Origin of the sequence: Duganella sp. CT11-25 (assembly GCF_047302815.1) — a bacterium.
Classification (GTDB): Bacteria; Pseudomonadota; Gammaproteobacteria; order Burkholderiales; family Burkholderiaceae_D; genus Rugamonas.
In genome coordinates, this window is sequence record NZ_JBKBFD010000001.1 from 3,875,374 (window position 1) to 3,893,476 (window position 18,103).

Below are 18,103 nucleotides of genomic sequence, written 5' to 3' on the forward strand. Positions count from 1 at the left end.
TACACTCATGCCCAAGTATAGCCGAATTGAGAAAGCAAAAAACTTGCCAGTCACAACATAACGCGCTTAGTGTGCCGACAACGGCCCACAAACAACGAAATTTTACTTATTGGCTCACCCACTGGCGATGTTGAGATGACGTTTTCACCACTTGAATTAACCCTCTTGTTGCTCGGCAGCGCGGTGCTGGGCGTGGTCGCTTTCCGCATGATGCACCTGCCGCCGATGCTGGGCTACCTGGCCGTCGGCATCCTGATCGGCCCCCACGCGCTGGGCCTGGCCGAGCAGAGCGAAGCGACCCACGGGCTGGCCGAGTTCGGCGTGGTGTTCCTGATGTTCTCCATCGGGCTGGAATTCTCGCTCTCCAAATTGATGTCGATGCGCAGCATCGTGTTCGGGCTGGGCCTGGCGCAGGTAGTGCTCACTATCGTCGCAACCATGATATTTGGCTGGACCATCGCCACCCAGCTGCCCCCTGCCCTGCACATCAGCTGGCAAGCCTCGTTCGCGCTGGGTGGCGCGCTGGCGATGTCGTCGACCGCCATCGTGGTCAAAATGCTGACCGAGCGGCTGGAGCTGGAAAGCGAACATGGGCGCAAGATCATCGGCATCCTGCTGTTCCAGGACTTGGCCGTGGTGCCGCTGCTGATCCTGATCCCGTCGCTGGGCCAGCGCCCCGACGCGCTGGTGGAAACCCTGGCCTGGGCCGGCCTGAAGGCGGTCATCGTGCTGGCGCTGCTGCTGTTCTTCGGCCACAAGATCCTGCGCACCTGGTTCACCATCGTGGTCAAGCGCCGCTCGCAGGAACTGTTCATGCTCAACCTGCTGCTGGTGACCCTGGGCGCGGCTTGGATCACCGAGCGCGCCGGCCTGTCGCTCGCGCTGGGCGCCTTCGTGGCCGGCATGCTGATTTCCGAAACCGAATACAAGCACCAGGTGGAGGAAGACATCAAGCCCTTCCGCGACGTGCTGCTGGGACTGTTCTTCATCACCATCGGCATGCTGCTCAACGTCCGGCTGGTGATCGAACACTGGTGGCTGGTGCTGATCCTGCTGGCCGGCCCGGTGCTGCTCAAGTTCGCGCTGATCGCCGGCCTGGCCAAGCTGTTCGGCGCCTCGGACGGCGTCTCGATCCGCACCGGCCTGGCGCTGGCGCAGGCGGGCGAGTTCGGCTTCGTGCTGCTGAACCTGGCGGCCGGCACCAACCTGATGGATTCCTTCATCATCCAGGTGGTGCTGGCGTCGATGGTGCTGTCGATGCTGCTGGCGCCGTTCATCATCGCCAAGTCCGACCAGATCGTCATGAAGGTCTCGGCCAACGAATGGATGATGCAGTCGCTGGCGCTGACGCGGATCGCCAGCCGCACCATGTCCACCAACAAGCACGTGATCGTGGCCGGCTTCGGCCGCAGCGGGCAAAACCTGGCCACCATGCTGAGCGAGGAAAAAATCGAATACCACGCGCTCGACCTCGACCCGGAACGGGTGCAGGAGGCGCAGGCCGCCGGCCGCCAGGTGTCCTACGGCGACGCCGCGCGGCGCGAGAGCCTGGTCGCGGCCGGCATCTACCGCGCCAGCGCGGTGGTGATCACCTACGCCAGCACGCCGTCGGCGATGAAGGTGCTGCACCTGGTGCACGAGCTGGCGCCGACCCTGCCGGTGATCGTGCGCTCGCACGACGACACCGACCTCGACATGCTGAAATCGGCCGGCGCGGCCGAAGTGGTGCCGGAACTGATGGAGGGCAGCCTGATGCTGGCCTCGCACGCGCTGATCATGCTGGGCGTGCCGCTGCGGCGCGTGGTGCACCGGGTGCAGGCGGCGCGCGAGGAGCGCTACGCCTCGCTGCGCGGCTACTTCCACGGCGCCAGCGATGTCGGCGAGGACGCCGACCTGGAGCGGCTGCATTCGGTCACCTTGAACGGCAGCGCGGTGTGCGTGGGCAAGATGCTGGGCGAATTCGACGTGGCCGGCGCCGGCGCCGAGGTGACCAGCATCCGCCGCGGCAGGGCGCGCGTGGAGGTGGCCAAGGATACCGTGCTGGAAGCGGGCGACGTGGTGGTGCTGCGCGGCGTGGCCGACGCCGTCAACCGCGCCGAACAGCGCTTGCTGCGCTAGGCGGCCTGGTCGTCCGCGCGGCGGCTGACCACGCGGTTGCGGCCGGATTCCTTGGCTTCGTACAGCAAGTCGTCGGCGCGCGCGATCCAGGTGCGGGAAATGACTTCGGGATCGCCTTCGGCCTCGCCCGGATTGAGGCAGGCGACGCCGATCGACACCGTCACCGACAGCTGCAGCTCGGGCGACAGCGCGATCATGCTGCCGGCCACGCTGGCGCGGATGCGTTCGGCCACGAAGGCGGCGCTGTCCAGGTTGGCGTCGATCAGCAGCACGACGAATTCCTCGCCGCCGAAGCGCGCCAGCGCGTCCGAGGTGCGCAGCTCGTTCTTGATGCGGCTGGCCACCTCGCGCAACACCTCGTCGCCGCCGCCATGCCCCACCGTATCGTTGACCCGCTTGAAGTGGTCGATATCGATGTACATGAAGGAAATCGGATACGACTGGCGCCGCGCGCGCGCGATCTCTTCCAGCAGGCGGCGGTCGATGTAGCGGCGGTTGTAGACGCCGGTCAGCGAATCGGTCAGCCCGATGTACTTGAGCATCTCGTTGCTGATGACGTTTTCCAGGCAGATGGCGATGATCGACGCCATGTGCTCGATGAAATCGGTGCCCAGGCTGGGCGTGAAACGGGTCGGGTCGCAGCTGCCCAGATTCAGGCTGCCGATGATGCGCTTGTTGCGCAGCAGCGGCACCAGCGCCACGCTCTGCAAGCCGGCCGGCGCGTTCGGGAACTGCTGCGCGTGGCGCTGCGGATCGTACATGCCCAGCAGCGGCCTGGGCGTCGGGGTATAGGCGTTGCGGCGGCCCAGGTCGAAACCCAGCGCGTCCAGTTCCTCGACGAAGATCAGGCCGGGGAAATCTTCGAACACCACGTCCAGCTTGAGCATCACGGTGCGGATGTCGGCGTCCTCGTCGATCAGCGTCAAGGTCACGCTGTCGAGTTCGGAGATCACCGGCAGCACGCGGAAAATGGTGCCGACCAGTTCGGGGAAATTGCCGGCGCCGACGATGTCCAGGTCGAACGCCTGGTGGCGGGTCATGATCGAGTGGTTGCGTTCCGCCTGTTCCAGCAGGTAGGCCATGCGCGCACGTAAGGCCTGGTTCTCGGCGGCCAGATCATGCGCCGGCGCGGCGCGATCGGTCTGCGGCGGCAACTTGCCTGTAGCAGTGTACGTCATATCAGCCCTTCACCCGATTCATGCTTGTTTCATGCGTTCTGCAACCTTACGCCAAGCCGTCTTAAAACGCCAGCGTCACGACGATTTCCTGGCCGACGCGCACACGCTGGCCGTCGCCGGCGATCAGGATGCTGTTCATGCCGAAACACAGGGCGCCGTCGACTTCCGGCTTGGCGCGGTAGCTTTGCATGATGTCCAGCGGATCCGGGCCGAAGGTGCCGGTGGCCTGGTCGACCGACGGCATCGGGCAGCGCGGGCAAGGTTTTACCGGCTTCAACATGGCCTCGCCCAGCTGGAACGATTCGGCATAGTCTTCCTCGAAGGCTTCGATGCCGTCGATCACCAGGTTGGGACGGAAGCGGTTCATCGGGATCGCCTCGCGGCCGGCCGCGCGCAGCTTGCCGTTCAGGTCGTCCAGCGAGGCGGCGCCGGCCACCAGGATCGGATAGCCGTCGGAGAACATGGTGGTGGCGGCCACGCCGTCGGTCCACTTGGTGCTGACCGCGCGTTCAGCCTTGGCGTGGAAGCGCGCCAGCCGGCACGGCGCGCCGATGGCCTTGGTGAACCATGCGGCGGTGAGGTCGTCGCAGTCGTAGGCCAGCACGGTGTCGTCCCAGACCTGGGTGGTCAGGGTGGCCGCGTGGTCGGGATCGGGCAGGCCGAGGGGGATTTCCAGGCGCAGCATGCCGGGCGCGCGCAGTTCCAGCGTGTCGGCTTTCAGCGCCGGGGTGATCAGCGCCATGCGCGGATGCTCGCGCTGGGTCAGGCAGACGCCGGCGGCGTCGACCACCATCCATTCGCGATCGTAGATCTGCCCGGTCATCAGACCGGTGGTGGTCAGCGTGGCTTCGCGCAGCGACAGGCCGCCGCAGGATTTGATCGGATAGAGCGTGATATCGGACAGGATAGGCATGACACGGCGACAAGGTCAGATGAAAACATGGCAATTATACGATCTGACGCCCGCCGCCGCTGGTCCGTGGCTTATTCTTCCGTTTTGGCGGCCTTGGCGGGACGCGGCGCGCGCGCCGCCGGCTTGCGGGCCGGCTTGGCAGCGGCCTTGGCCTTGGCCGGCTTGGCCTCGGCGGCCGGAGCCGTCTCGACCGGCGCCGGCGCTGGGGCAGGAGCGGCAACCGCCTCCGTCACGGCGGCCTTGGCGCTCTTGCCGCCCTTGGCCGGCTTGGCATCGTCGCCCTGGGCCTTGGCGGCGCTCTTCACCTTGCGCGCAGGCGGCTTGGCGCCGCTTTTCTTCTTGGCGGGGGCCGGCGCGGCTTCCACCACGGCTGGCAATTCCACTGCGGCTTCCATGACGACCGGCGCTTCGGCTGGCGCGGCAACGGCGGCTTGCTGCTGATCGCCCTGCTGCTTGCGGCCGCCGCGATTGCCACGGCCACGGCCGCGTCCACGGTCGGCATCGGCTTGCGGAGCGGCATCCACCACGGCCTCGACCGGCGCCTCTGGCTGCTCCGGCTCGGCGTAGGCCACGGTTTCCTGCTGGCCCGCGTCCTGCGCAGGCGGCGACGCCTGGCGCGCCAGACGCTCGGCCTGACGCTCGGCGAAACGCTCGGCGGCGGTGCGGCCACGGCCGCGGCCACGGCGCGATTCCTGACGCGGCTCTTGCGACTCCTGCGCCTCGCCCGTCACCGCATCCGTTTCAGCCGCCTGCGATTCGCCGGCGATGGCGCCAGGCACGCCGCTGCCGCGATACACATAGGCGCCGGATTTTTCATCGCGGCCGAATTCCAGGTGGCCGCGCGCCTTGCATTCCTCGATCAGGTTGCCGAACGTGCGGAAGCCATAATAGGACTCGCTGAAGTCCGGCTTGCGGCGCTTGATCGCTTCCTTCAGGACCGAAGCCCAGATCTTGCCGCTGTCGCCACGCTCCGAGACCAGCGCCTCGAAGGTATTGACGGCGATTTCCACCGCCTGGCTGCGGCGCTTGTCCATCTCCTCGCGGCGCACGCGCTCCTCTTCCGGCGAGCGCTTGGTGGCCGGCTTGGCCTCGCTGCTGGACTCGCGCTTGGCGCGGCGGCTCTCGCGCACCAGGTCGTCGTAGAAGATGAATTCGTCGCAGTTGGCCACCAGCAGGTCGGAGGTCGATTGCTTGACGCCGACGCCGATCACCTTCTTGGCGTTCTCGCGCAGCTTGGAGACCAGCGGCGAAAAGTCCGAATCGCCGGAAATGATGACGAAGGTATCGACGTGCGACTTGGTGTAGCACAAGTCCAGCGCATCGACGACCATGCGGATGTCGGCCGAGTTCTTGCCCGACTGGCGCACGTGCGGGATCTCGATCAGCTCGAAATTGGCCTCGTGCATGGGCGCCTTGAAGCCCTTGTAGCGGTCCCAGTCGCAATACGCCTTCTTGACCACGATGCTGCCCTTGAGCAGCAAGCGCTCCAGCACAGGCTTGATGTCGAACTTGTCGTAATTGGCGTCGCGCACACCGAGCGCCACGTTTTCGAAATCGCAGAACAGCGCCATGCTGACGTTATCGTTGGAAGAAGCCATGAAGAGTATTTTTTCTAGTGAGGAGTGGGGTGGTGCGGGAGACAAACGCAAGCAATCCGTCGATTATACCGAACAACGGCCCGCGCACGTCTAACCGCACAGCCTGCAGCACCTGCGCGACGCCGCCAGCCAGACCATCATCGACCGCACGATATGCGGCAGCAGTGCATGCCCGCACTGCCGCGCTGTGTGCAGCCTAGACGTTGAACAAGAAGTTCAGCACGTCGCCATCTTTTACGACATATTCCTTGCCCTCGGCGCGCATCTTGCCGGCTTCTTTCGCACCGCCTTCGCCCTTGTACTGGATGTAGTCGTCGTAGGCGATGGTCTGCGCGCGGATGAAGCCGCGCTCGAAGTCGGTGTGGATCACGCCGGCCGCCTGCGGCGCGGTGTCGCCGACGTGGATGGTCCAGGCGCGCACTTCCTTGACGCCGGCGGTGAAGTAGGTCTGCAGACCCAGCAGCTTGTAGGCGGCGCGGATCAGGCGGTCCAGGCCCGGCTCCTGCATGCCCATGTCGTTCAGGAATTCGGTCTTGTCGGCGTCGTCCAGGTCGGCGATTTCCGCTTCGATCGAGGCGCAGATGGCGACGATAGGCGCGTTCTGGGTGGCGGCGTAGGCGCTCAACTGGTCCAGCAGCGGGTTGTTGGTGAAGCCGGTGTCGGAGACGTTGGCAACGTACATGGCCGGCTTGGCGGTGATCAGGCACAGCGGCTTGATCAGGGCCATCTCGTCGGCGTCCAGGCCCATGGCGCGCACCGGCTTGGCTTCGTTCAGGTGCGGCACGATGCGCTCCATGATGGCCAGCAGCTTGGCGGCGTCCTTGTCGCCGGAACGGGCTTTCTTGTTTTCGCGGTGGATGGCTTTTTCCACCGTGCCCAAGTCGGCCAGCGCCAGCTCGGTCTGGATCACTTCGATGTCATCCAGCGGGCTGACCTTGCCGGCGACGTGGATCACGTTCTCGTCTTCGAAGCAACGCACCACGTTGACGATGGCGTCGGTTTCGCGGATGTGCGACAGGAACTGGTTGCCCAGGCCCTCGCCCTGCGACGCGCCCGCCACCAGGCCGGCGATGTCGACGAATTCGACGATGGCGTTGACCATGCGCTCAGGCTTGACGATGTCGGCCAGCGCGCCCATGCGCGGATCCGGCACTTCGACCACGCCGACGTTGGGCTCGATGGTGCAGAACGGATAGTTCTCGGCCGGGATGCCAGCCTTGGTCAGGGCGTTGAACAGGGTGGACTTGCCGACGTTGGGCAGGCCGACGATGCCGCATTGGAGACTCATGAAAAACCTTTAATTATCAATATTGCCGGCAAGCGGCTGGTGAAAAACGGCCCGGCGCGGGCGTTTTTGGATATTCTTGCTGATGACAGCGTTCAAGGGGTCCATTGTACCTCCCTTGCCGCCACTCTTCAAAAAACCGGCGCTTGCAAGGCGATGCGCGACGCCGGGGGTAGCAGTTCCGCCACTTCCATCCGCGCGTGGCGCTGGACTTGTTGCTGAAAAGCACTATCATGTAGAGATGCCGTCGCAACAGCCCCCTGGAGCCAGCCCCATGCAAGCAACCGCCCCGATGTACATGCGCAGCGCGCGCTTCGACCGCCTGTTCGTGCTCGGCATTCCGCTGCTCGCGCTGGCGGTGGGGGCGCTGGCGCTCGGCTTCCCCGATTACTTCCTGCTGATCCTGACGCTGGATCTGGCGCTGCTGGGCTATCACCACGTCATTTCGACCTACACCCGGCTGCTGTTCGACATGAAGTCGGCGCGCCAGCACTGGGCGCTGCTGCTGCCCCTGCCGATGGCGGTGTTTGCCGGCGTCTACCTGCTGGCCAGCTGGGCCGGCGTGGCCGCCGTCACCACGCTGTATATGCACTGGCAGTGGTACCACTACACGCGGCAGAGCGAAGGCATCAACAAGGCCTACGGCATGAAGACGCGCAGCGTCCAGGCCGGCAACCCCAAGTTCAACCGCACCGTCTTCTACCTGGTGCCGGCGGCGGCCTTCCTGATGATGAGCGCGCGCCCGGACGCCACCTTCCTGTCCGTGGAAGTATGGAAACTGCCGGTGCCGCAATGGGCCGCCAGCGTTGTACTGGCGGCGGCATGCGCCGGCATGGCGTGGTGGTTGGCGATGCAGGTGCGCGCGCTGCGCGCCGGCACCCTGGGCACGCTGCATTTCGCCTACCTGTGCTCGCACTACGCGATCTACCTGGTGTCCTATGTCGCCATCAAGGACATCACCACCGGCTGGCTGGTCATCAACGTCTGGCATAACGCCCAATATATTGCTTTTGTGTGGCTGTTTAACTCGAATCAGTTCAAGGGTGGCATCGACCGGCAACAGTTAGCGCTGTCGTGGCTCAGCCAGGAGGGCCGCTGGCCAATCTACCTGATAGCCTGCGTGGCGCTGACGGGCGTGGTGTACCAGTCGATCGACGCCGCCAATGCCCACCTCTCCAACTACACGCTGGTGCCGCTGGTCGTGATCGTCTACCAGGGGCTCAACTTCCACCACTACATCGTCGACTCGCTGATCTGGAAACTGCGCAAGCGAGAGGTCCAGCACTCATTGAAGATCGTCTAGTCATGCCCGCCGCGATGCACCCGGGCCTTGCAGGCAGCCCGGGCCGCTACCCGGTGCTCGACGCGCTGCGCGCGCTGGCGATCGTGCTGGTGTTGGCGCGGCATTGGGCAGTGGCGTCGCAGAGCGCTTTCGGCGCCGTTCCGGGCGGTCCGCTGGCGATCCTGTCGGCCAACGGCTGGATCGGCGTCGACCTGTTCTTTGTGCTGAGCGGCTTCCTGATCGGCACCCATTTTGCGGGACCGGACGCCGGCCCGTTCGGCAAGGCCGCCGTGCTGGAGTTCTACCGGCGCCGCGCGTTCCGCACGCTGCCGCTGTACTGGGGCGTCATCCTCCTTTTCTGGCTGGCTGCGCCATGGACGCTGGCGCCGGCATTCTCGCCGCTGTCGTTCGCCACCCACCTGCTGTTCCTGCAGGACTACCTCGGCTCGGACGTCATGGTCACGCTGTGGTCGCTGGCGGTGGAAGAAAAATTCTACCTGACCGCGCCGGCGCTGCTGTTCCTGCTGATGCGGGCGGGCAGGAAGGCCGGCTGCATCCTGCTGGCCGTGGCCATGGGATGGGTGTGCTGGTCCATGCTGGCCGGCGCGCGGCAAGTGCCGCCAGGCGACTACGGCGCTTTCTTCTGGACCGTGCGCGCACCGTTTCATCATGCCGGCCTGGCCATCCTGGCGGGTGTCCTGGTCGCCATCGGGCACGGCGCATCCGCTACGCGCGGCGGGTCCAAGCCGCTGTTCCTCGCGGTCGCCGCGCTGCTGCTGTTGCTGCACACATGGCGCGACTGGCTGGGCCTGGGCGACTGGCGGCAAGTCTGCTGGATCATCGCGCTATCGTCCTGCCTGTTCGCGCTGCTGGTGCGCCTGGGCCTGGCGGTGAACCGCCGCCACCCTGCTTTTGGCGCCGCCCGGCCGCTGCGCTATATCGCCAAGCTGTCGTACGCGCTGTACCTGGTGCACTTTCCGCTGATCGGGCCGGCCATGCAACTGAGCCAGGCAGTGCCGGGCGACTGGCGGCAACAGGCGCCGGCGCTGGCCAGCCTGCTGTTCCTGATCGTCTACGGCGCCATGTCCTGGGCCGCCGCTTTGCTGTTGCACCTCGTGCTGGAGAAGCCATTCCTGCGATTGCGTGACCGGCTGCGTCCGGTCACGCCCGCCAACGCCAGCGCTTCAACTTCCTGATACTTGGGGCGACTTGTTTAGTGCTAGACTGGTTTGCAGTAGAGCTCGAACAACTCATCCCAGACCAGGAAACCCCTATGCCATTGTCTCGTTGCCGCGGTTCGCTGCGGACCTCCGTTCTGATCACCAGTTTGCTGCTGGCCGGCGTCGCCACCGTGCCCGCGCAGGCGGCGCAAGCGAGCGCCGTGCAAGCCAGCCAGGCGCAGAAGCAGCTGGCCAAAATCGCCGCCGCCTTCCACACCGCACGCTGCAAATTCGATCCGCTGCTGTTCGCCACCGCGAACGGCGACAGCCGCTACAACGACCAGCTCGGCCTGGCCATCGCGCCGAAAGTGCGGGCGCAGCAGTTCACGCTGTACCGCCAGATGCAGAAGCAGCTGATGGCCGTGCGCCGCGACCAGCTGGGCAACCAGGACCAGCTGACCTACGACCTGCTGACCTACGAGCTGAACAACGCGATGCAGATGGAGTCCTTCCCGGACCACCTGCTGCCGATCAACCAGATGGATAACGTGCCGAGCACGCTGGCCAACTACGCCGGCGGCACCGGATCGCAGCCGCTGGGCACGGTCAAGCAATACCAGGACTACCTGAGCCGCTTGAACCAGCTGCCGGCATGGATAGACCAGGCCATCGCCAACATGAAGCAAGGCATGCGCAGCGGCGTGGTGCATCCGAAGGCGATCACCGTCGCGATGCTGCCGCAGCTGCAGAACCTGCGCAGCGCGACGCCGGAAGCCAGCGTGTTCTATTCGCCGGCGACGCGCTTTCCGGCCTCGTTCTCTGCGGCCGACCAGCAAAAGCTGAGCGCCGCCTACTTGAAGACGGTGGACGGCAAGATCGCGCCGGCGCTGAACCGCCTGGTGAGCTTCCTGGAAAACGAATACCTGCCGGCCGGCCGTGCCAGCGCCGGCTGGAGTGCGCTGCCGAACGGCGCCGCCTGGTACGCGGCCCACATCAAGGACAGCACCAACCTGCCGTTGTCGCCGGAAGAGATCCACGCGCTGGGCCTGAAGGAAGTGGCGCGCATCCAGCAGCAGATGGCCGCGCTCGCGCCCAAGCTCGGCTACGACGGCCCGGAGAAGCAACTGCCGCAGTGGGTCGGCGCGCAAACCAAATACAACATCTTCACCACCGACGAACAGGTGCTGGACGCCTACCGCGCCATCTACGCACAAGTGCAGGCCAAGCTGCCAACCTACTTCAGCCTGATTCCGAAGGCCAAGCTGGAACTGCACCTGGAGCCGGAACTGACACGGGCCACGGCGTCCGATCACTACACGCCGTCGGCGGCGGACGGCTCGCATCCGGGCGTGTTCTGGCCGGTGGTCAACGACCCGAAGAAGTACAGCCGGGTCGACATGGTCAGCCTGTTCCTGCACGAAGGCATCCCGGGCCACCACCTGCACGCGGCGCTGCTGAAGGAGATCGACTTGCCGGACTTCCGCAAGTTCAGCACCGAAAACCCGAACAGCGCGGCCTACACCGAAGGCTGGGCGCTGTACTCGGAAACGCTGGGCAAGGAGCTGGGACTGTATGACGATCCGGTCGCTTACTATGGCCACCTGAACGCGGAAATGCTGCGCGCCGCGCGCCTGGTGGTGGACACCGGCATCCACGCCAATGGCTGGACCCGCGAACAGGCGATCACCTATCTGACGGACACGCTGGGCTGGAGCGAGCCGCGTGCCCGCAACCAGATCGAGCGCTACATGGTGCTGCCGGCGCAGGCGCTGAGCTACAAGATCGGCTCGTTGAAGATACTGGAATTGCGCGCCCGCGCGCAGCAGGCGCTGGGCGACAAGTTCAGCTACCAGAAATTCCACGAAGTGGTGATCGGCGACGGCACGCTGCCGATGCCCATCCTCGAAGCGCGCGTGGACCGCTGGATCGCCGCCAGCAAGTAAAGGAAGGACGTTACGGCTTCAGATTGAGACAACGTTGCATTTGTGATACCTTGCAACGTCATCTCCAGGGGCCGTTCAATGGAATTCCTTTTGTTTATCTTCGGCGTCTTTACGCTGAGTATCGCCTGGCGCGCGCGCACCGAAGCGCGCCAGGCACGGAAAATAGCGACGGAGCTGCAGCGGGAGCTGGCGGAACTGCGCAGCGTCAGAGCCGCGCCACAAACCGCCGCGCCGCCCTCCCCGTCTGCCGCATCCGCGAACGCAGCAGCGGCAGCCACAGCACCGACACCGGCAAGACTGATTCCAACTCCGGCCGACGTGCCGCCTCCAACCGCGCCGATGCCGGCGCCGACTCCGATGCCGGCTGCGCCCCGTACGCCGATGAAGCCGGCGCCACGCCCCGTCCAGCCGCCACCGCAATGGCTGATTGCCGCCAAGGCCTGGCTGTTCGGCGGCAACCTGGTAGCCAAGCTCGGCTTGCTGATCTTGTTCATCGGCGTCAGCTTCCTGCTCAAATACACGGCCGCCCGCGTGAGCGTGCCGATCGAGTTCCGCCTGGCCGGCATCGTGCTGGCCGACATCGCCTTGCTGGCCTGGGGCTGGCGCATCCGCCTGAGCCGTCCCGCGATCAGCCTGCCGGTGCAGGGCGCTGCGCTGGCGGTGCTGATGCTGGTGACGTTCGGCGCGTTCCGCCTGTACCATTTGATTCCCGGCGGCCTGGCGTTCGCGCTGCTGTTCGTGCTGACCGTGTTCACCTGCGTGCTGGCGGTGCTGCAGAACGCCATGTGGCTGGCCATCTTCGGCATCACCGGCGGTTTCGCCGCGCCCATCCTCGCCTCTAGCGGCGGCGGCAGCCATGTCGGCCTGTTCTCGTACTACGCGCTGCTCAACGCCGGCGTCTTCACCCTCGCCCTGCTGCGTTCGTGGCGCCCGCTGAACCTGCTGGGCTTTGCGTTTACGTTCGCCATCGGCACCACCTGGGGCGTGCTGCGCTACACGCCGGAAAACTATCTGTCGGTACAGTTATTCCTGCTGCTGTTCTTCGCCTTCTATGTCTCGATCCCGCTCGCGTATGCGCGCCAGCAGGCCGTCAAGCTGAAGAACTATGTCGACGGCACGCTGATCTTCGGCACGCCGATGTTGGGCTTCGGATTGCAGTTCAGCCTGGTGCGCGGCTTTGAGTTCGGCATGGCTTACTCCGCACTGGCGCTGGGGCTGTTCTACATCATGCTGGCGACCGCGCTGCGACGCCAGCGCGAGAAATATGCGCTGCTGTCGGACGCCTTCCTTGCGCTCGGCATCGTGTTCGGCACGCTGGCGATTCCGTTTGCGCTCGACGGCCGCTGGACTTCCGCCGCGTGGGCGCTGGAAGGCGCCGGCATCGTCTGGATCGGCCTGCGGCAAAAGCAGAAGCTGGCATGGATGTTCGGCCTGCTGGTGCAAGGCGGCGCCTGGCTATCCTTCATCGGCACGGTCAGCGGGTTGTCGCCGGTCGCCGCGCTGGAATCGAACCTGTGGCTGGGCTTCGTGCTGCTAGCCATCACCGCCTTCCTGATGGCGACGCGGTTCCGCGCGCAGGATGAGGCCGGCTCCAGGGCGTTCACCGTGCTGGCCAGCGTGTTTCTGGCGTTCGCCACCGTGTGGCTGCTGGCCGGCGCATGGACCGAGATCTTCCTGCGCGCGCATGGCGCCATGCAGGCCGACCTGCTGGTGGCCAGTGCGCTGCTGACGGCCACGGCGCTGTACTTCATCGCCAGGCGCATGGCCTGGTCGCTGGCCGGCGCACTGGCGCTGGCGGCCCAGGTGATCGCCGGTGTCATGATGCTGGAACATTCGTTCAGCAATTGGTTCACCAGCTTCGATACGGAGAACCTGTTCGAGCGGCCCTTCCTCGGCGCGCTGATGATCTTTGCCGGCGCGCTGTTCAGCAGCTGGGCGCTGATGCGGCAGCGTCCGCAGAATGGCGGCAATCTGCATGCGGTGTACCGCTTGACGCTGGCCTGGTCCGCGTTGTGGTGGTTCGCGCAGGTGCTGCCCGACCTGGCCGGCTGGCTGGCATTGCAGTACGCGCTGGGCGCCGGCGGCTACCGCAACCACGCCGAGATGGCTTGCTACGCCGGCTTCCTGCTTGTGGCGCTGACCACCATCCCCGCCGTGCTGATGGCGCGGCGCCTGCAATGGCCTGGGCTGCGCCTGTTCACGATCCCGGCATGGATCACCCTGGCAGCAGCCAGCCTGCCGCTGCTGGCGGTGCTGTATCTCGACTCGCCGCCGGGCGTGGAAGCCTGGATCAGCTACCTCGCACTATGGCTGTCGGGCGAATGGCTGTTGCGCGCCTGGCCGGCCAGCGGCTGGAATATCCGCGCCATCCCGCTGCGCATATTGCACGCGGTACGCACCGCCGGCCCGTGGTTGATGATCTGGCCGGTGGCCGCCTACCAGATCACGCACTGGCTGCCCGGCAGCGATAGCGCCGAAGCGCAGTTGCTGGCCAACGCGGGCTGGACCACCGATGCCAGTTGGGCCCGCTTCATCCCGGCATGGCTGATGATGGCCGCCGTCGCCTGGCTGATGCAGCGCAGCCGCGCCGGCGGATGGCCGGTGGCGCCGATCGCCGAGTGGTACCGCCGCCGCCTGATCCCGCTGGCCTGCGGCTGGGCCGCGCTGCTGGTCGCCGCGTGGAACCTGACGCAGGACGGCGCGATGGCGCCGCTGCCCTACATTCCGCTGCTGAACCCGCTGGACCTGAGCACCTGCTTCGCCATGTTGATGGTTTACGCCTGCCAGCGCTTGCTGCGCGAACATCAGCCGGCCGGTGCTGCCCGCGCCCCGTGGCTGACGGCCTGGCCCGCACACTGGGTCGCACCGCTGCCGCTGGCGGGCGCCTTGCTGGGCTACCTGTGGTTCAACTTGGCGTTGCTGCGCACCGTCTCGAACTACATGGGCGTGCCGTATCGGTTCGATGCGATGTTCGCCTCGCAGTTCGTGCAGGCGATGCTGTCGCTGGCCTGGAGCATCACGGCGCTGCTGATGATGCGCTACGCCGCACGCCGCACGCTGCGCACCATCTGGATCGGCGGCGCGGCGCTGCTGGGACTGGTGGTAGCCAAGCTGTTCCTGGTCGACTTGTCGAACGTCGGCGGCGTCGAGCGCATCGTCTCCTTCGTCGGCGTGGGCGCGCTGATGGTTGGCATCGGCTACCTCGCCCCGTATCCTTCACAAACTGAAACAGCAACGGAGCCGGTATGAGGAATCTCCTTCTGGCGGCATGGATCGTCTCTGCCGCCGCCACGGCGGCGCCCAGCGACACGCCGCAGGACTACACGCATGTACTGCCGCTGAGCGCCGGCGCGAAGCAAGGCGTATTGCAGCTGCGGCTGCCGAAGGAGGTGTACCTTCACGCGCGCTCGCCGATGCTGGACGATGTGCGGGTGTTCGATGCCAAGGGCGTCGCGCAGCCATTCGCGCTGCGCACGCCGGCGTTCGCAGCGAAGACCAGCCATCGCGACCTGGCGGTGACGATCTTCCCGTTGATGGCCGGCAGCGAGCGCGCATCACAGCTGGACCTGGACGTCAGCACGGCGGCTGATGGACGCCTGCTGTCGGTCAAGGTCAAGCCCGAGGCTGGCGGCCAGTCGGCGGCCCCGCGCCTGTCGGCGCTGGTACTCGATCTCGGCAAAGACGCCGAAGCCGTCAACGCCCTGCGCTTCACGCCGCCGTCCGGCCAGCAGGAATACAGCGCGCAAGTGTGGCTGGAGACCAGCAGCGACATGAAGCGCTGGGATACCGTGGGCGCGGCCGAACTGAACTGGCTGGTCAATCAGGACGCCCAGACGCTGGCCAACGACCGCCTTGATTTCGATACGCGCAAGTTCCGCTACGCGCGCCTGAGCTGGCGCAGCGGCACGCCGCTGCAGTTCGCCGGCATCACGGCGGAGCAACCGGTGCAATCCGATGCCGCCCCGCCCGGCGAGCAACTGCTGCTGCAGCCGGCCGCCGGCAGGGAGCCGAAAGACCTGGTCTATGCAGCGCCGCCGGCGATTGCGCCGCTCAAAGCCGGCCTGCAATTCAGCGAGGCCAACGTGGTGCTGGCCGGCACGCTCGGCGTCTACAGGGAACTGCCCGCGCGGCAGGTGGGGCAAGGGCCGGCGTGGCGTTTCGACCCGTTGGTCAGCTCGACGTTCTACCGCATCACGCAGAACGATCAGGTGCGCAGTTCAGGGGACCTGGATGTGCCGGCCGTGCACGCCGCGCAATGGGTGCTGCGCACCACCGCGCCAAGCGCGGCAAGGCCGGCCTTGCGCCTGAGCTGGCAGCCGGCGACGCTGGTGTTCCTCGCCAGCGGCAACGGCCCGTACACGCTGGCGGTCGGCCGCGAGCGCGCCGCGCCCGCCGCGCAAGGCATAGCGCAGGTGGCGCCCGGGTTCTCCGAGGCGGAACTGTTGAAGCTGGAACTGGCCACCGCCGGCGCGGCCACGCAGCAGCAAGGCAGCGGCGCCAAGGACGCCGGCGCCGCGCTGGAAGCCGCCACCGCCGCCCAGCGCCGCCTCGTCGTGCTGTGGGGCGTGCTGCTGCTGGGCGTGGCGGTGCTGGGGTTTATGGTTTGGCGGCTGTTGCGCCCATCACGTTCATGACCGCCAGGGTCAGCGCCTGGGCGGCGGTCTTGATCGACGGTTCCGGCACCGGCGCGTAGTACGGCGAATGGTTGAAGGCGATCGGCTTGCCGCCCGGCTTGTCCGCCTCGGCCACCGCTTTCGGGTCGTAGACGCCGGTGAAGAAGAACACGCCCGGCACGCCGGCGTTGACGAATTGCGAGAAGTCTTCGCTGGCCGTCATGGCCGGCATGCGCTGCACGTTGGCGTCGCCGAAGGCTTGCTTCCATACGCCTTCGGTGCGCTTGACCAGCGCGTCGTTGTTGTCGATGGCGACGCCGCCGGCGATCAACTCCACATCCGGCGCCGGCGCGTCGGCCATCGCGGCCGAGGCGTTGGCGATGCGGCGCACGCCGGCCAGGATCTTCTCCCGCACTTCCGGGCTGTAGGTGCGGATCGTGCCGCGCACCCGTACCGAGTCGGGGATGATGTTGCCGACCGTGCCGCCGTTGATGGCGCCGATGGTGACCACGCCGAATTCCTTGGGATCTTTTTCGCGGCTGATCACCGTCTGCACATCGACCACGAAGCGCGCGGCGATGGTGACCGGATCGACCGACTTGTCCGGCGCCGAGCCGTGGCCACCGCGCCCCTTGAAGGTGATTTCGATGGCGTCCGAGTTGGACGACACCGGCCCGCTGTTGTAGCCGATGGTGCCGTAGGGGCGCGGCCACGAGTGCTGCGCGAACGCGTAGTCCGGCTTGCCGAAGCGCGTGTACAGGCCGTCGTCCAGCATGGCCTTGGCGCCGGCGACGATTTCCTCCGCCGGCTGGCCGACGAACATCAGCGTGCCCTTCCATTGCGACTTGAGCGCGACCAGCGCGCGCGCCGTGCCCAGCCAGGCGGCCATGTGGATGTCGTGGCCGCAGCTGTGCGCCACCATCACGTCCTTGCCCTCAAGCTGGGCGTGGGCCTTGCTGGAATACGGGAAGCCGGATTTTTCCTCCATCGGCAAGCCGTCCATCTCGGTGCGCACCAGCACCGTCGGTCCCTTGCCGTTCTTGTAGATGGCGACGATGCCGGTCTTGCCGACCTTCTCCGTGACCTCGAAGCCGAGCGCCCGCATCTCGGCGGCCAGCTTGGCGGCCGTGCGCACTTCCTGGAAGGCGATCTCCGGATGCGCGTGCAAATCCTTATAAATCGTTTCCAGCTGCGGATACATGCCGTTGATCTGGCCGGCGACCGCGGCGTTGTCCTGGGCGTGGGCGGCTTGCGCCAGCAGCAGCGCGGCTATGGGAAGTAGCTTCATCGATGGAGTCCTTTTGCTGGAGAAAGAATTCCTCCAGCATACCATCGCCCAGGCGCTTCAGGCCGTATGCAGTTTCATGGTGGCCGCCTCGAATTTGCCTTCGACGATCTGCGCCATCACCAGCAGCGATTTGTCGATGGCCTGTTCGATCAGGTCCTGGTCTTCGCGGCGCGGACGGTGCAGCACGAAGTCCGCCACCTGCTGCTGCAGGCTGAGCGTGCGCGGATGGCCGATGCCCAGGCGCAGCCGCCAGTAATCCTGCGTGCCGAGCGCGGCGGTGATGTCCTTCAGGCCGTTGTGGCCGCCCGAGGAGCCGCCCTTCTTCAGGCGCGCGGTGCCCGGCATCAGGTCCAGCTCGTCGTGCACCACCAGCACCTGGTCCGGCGTGATCTTGAAGAAGCGGCACAGGCCGCCGACCGACTGGCCGGAGCGGTTCATATACGTCTGCGGTTCCAGCAGATAGACTTCCTGGCCTGCGATCGAGGCCTTGGCCATCAGCGCGTTGTACTTGGTCTCGCGCTGCAGGCGCGCGCCGACGTCGTTGGCGAGGTTGTCCACCAGCCAGAAGCCGGCGTTGTGGCGGGTTTGTTCGTATTCGGCGCCAGGATTGCCGAGACCGACGATGAGACGTATGGGCATGGTATGTGTTCGGTAAATAAGCGCGATTATCGCCTGAAAAACAAAAAAGCCCGCCAGGCATGGCCGGCGGGCTTAGAACATCGGCC

At 66.1% G+C, this 18,103-nt stretch carries 13 protein-coding genes; 7 read left to right on the top strand and 6 right to left on the bottom strand.

The features are described 5' to 3' along the window. The first annotated feature begins 135 nt into the window (after positions 1–135). On the top strand, positions 136–2,118 hold the full coding sequence (locus tag ACEN9F_RS16640; RefSeq protein WP_413421413.1) for a cation:proton antiporter: 1,983 nt from the start codon (positions 136–138) through the stop codon (positions 2,116–2,118). Here the strand turns inward: ACEN9F_RS16640 and ACEN9F_RS16645 are convergent. From ACEN9F_RS16645 to ychF, 4 genes are all read right to left on the bottom strand, one after another. After that, positions 2,115–3,296, bottom strand: a complete 1,182-nt coding sequence (locus ACEN9F_RS16645) for a DUF484 family protein (protein ID WP_413421415.1) — start codon at positions 3,294–3,296, stop codon at positions 2,115–2,117. The two genes, ACEN9F_RS16640 and ACEN9F_RS16645, sit on opposite strands and share 4 nt — an antisense overlap. A gap of 61 nt (positions 3,297–3,357) precedes the next feature. Further along, on the bottom strand, positions 3,358–4,209 hold the full coding sequence (locus tag ACEN9F_RS16650) for an MOSC domain-containing protein (protein ID WP_413421416.1): 852 nt from the start codon (positions 4,207–4,209) through the stop codon (positions 3,358–3,360). 71 nt (positions 4,210–4,280) lie between these two features. Next, positions 4,281–5,807, bottom strand: a complete 1,527-nt coding sequence (locus ACEN9F_RS16655) for an NYN domain-containing protein (RefSeq protein ID WP_413421418.1) — start codon at positions 5,805–5,807, stop codon at positions 4,281–4,283. A 196-nt stretch (positions 5,808–6,003) separates the two neighbouring features. Then, the gene (gene ychF / locus ACEN9F_RS16660; protein ID WP_413421420.1) at positions 6,004–7,095 is read right to left on the bottom strand and encodes a redox-regulated ATPase YchF; all 1,092 of its coding nucleotides are present in this window, start codon (positions 7,093–7,095) and stop codon (positions 6,004–6,006) included. Between ychF and ACEN9F_RS16665 the strand changes: the two genes are divergently transcribed. From ACEN9F_RS16665 to ACEN9F_RS16690, 6 genes are all read left to right on the top strand, one after another. Continuing rightward, on the top strand, positions 7,084–7,314 hold the full coding sequence (locus ACEN9F_RS16665) for a hypothetical protein (protein ID WP_413421422.1): 231 nt from the start codon (positions 7,084–7,086) through the stop codon (positions 7,312–7,314). The genes ychF and ACEN9F_RS16665 overlap by 12 nt on opposite strands. A gap of 52 nt (positions 7,315–7,366) precedes the next feature. Beyond that, positions 7,367–8,395: a hypothetical protein gene (locus ACEN9F_RS16670; protein ID WP_413421424.1), complete on the top strand. Its 1,029-nt coding sequence runs from the start codon at positions 7,367–7,369 to the stop codon at positions 8,393–8,395. 2 nt (positions 8,396–8,397) lie between these two features. After that, positions 8,398–9,570 carry an acyltransferase family protein gene (locus ACEN9F_RS16675; RefSeq protein ID WP_413421426.1) on the top strand — a complete coding sequence of 391 codons (1,173 nt, stop codon included), beginning with the start codon at positions 8,398–8,400 and terminating at the stop codon, positions 9,568–9,570. Positions 9,571–9,647: 77 nt separating this feature from the next. Beyond that, entirely contained in the window at positions 9,648–11,477 is a 1,830-nt protein-coding gene (locus ACEN9F_RS16680; RefSeq protein ID WP_413421428.1) for a DUF885 domain-containing protein, read from the top strand. A 78-nt stretch (positions 11,478–11,555) separates the two neighbouring features. Then, a complete protein-coding gene (locus ACEN9F_RS16685; RefSeq protein WP_413421429.1) occupies positions 11,556–14,726 on the top strand; it encodes a DUF2339 domain-containing protein in 3,171 nt (1,056 codons plus the stop codon). Next, positions 14,723–16,111, top strand: a complete 1,389-nt coding sequence (locus ACEN9F_RS16690) for a DUF3999 family protein (protein ID WP_413421430.1) — start codon at positions 14,723–14,725, stop codon at positions 16,109–16,111. Before ACEN9F_RS16685 ends, ACEN9F_RS16690 begins: the two co-directional genes overlap by 4 nt. Here ACEN9F_RS16690 and ACEN9F_RS16695 read toward each other — a convergent pair. Then, positions 16,074–17,378 carry an amidohydrolase gene (locus tag ACEN9F_RS16695; RefSeq protein ID WP_413421432.1) on the bottom strand — a complete coding sequence of 435 codons (1,305 nt, stop codon included), beginning with the start codon at positions 17,376–17,378 and terminating at the stop codon, positions 16,074–16,076. The genes ACEN9F_RS16690 and ACEN9F_RS16695 overlap by 38 nt on opposite strands. 57 nt (positions 17,379–17,435) lie before the next feature. Continuing rightward, complete coding sequence (pth, locus tag ACEN9F_RS16700; RefSeq protein WP_413421434.1) at positions 17,436–18,017, bottom strand: aminoacyl-tRNA hydrolase; 582 nt, start codon at positions 18,015–18,017, stop codon at positions 17,436–17,438. Between the last annotated feature and the right edge of the window lie 86 nt (positions 18,018–18,103).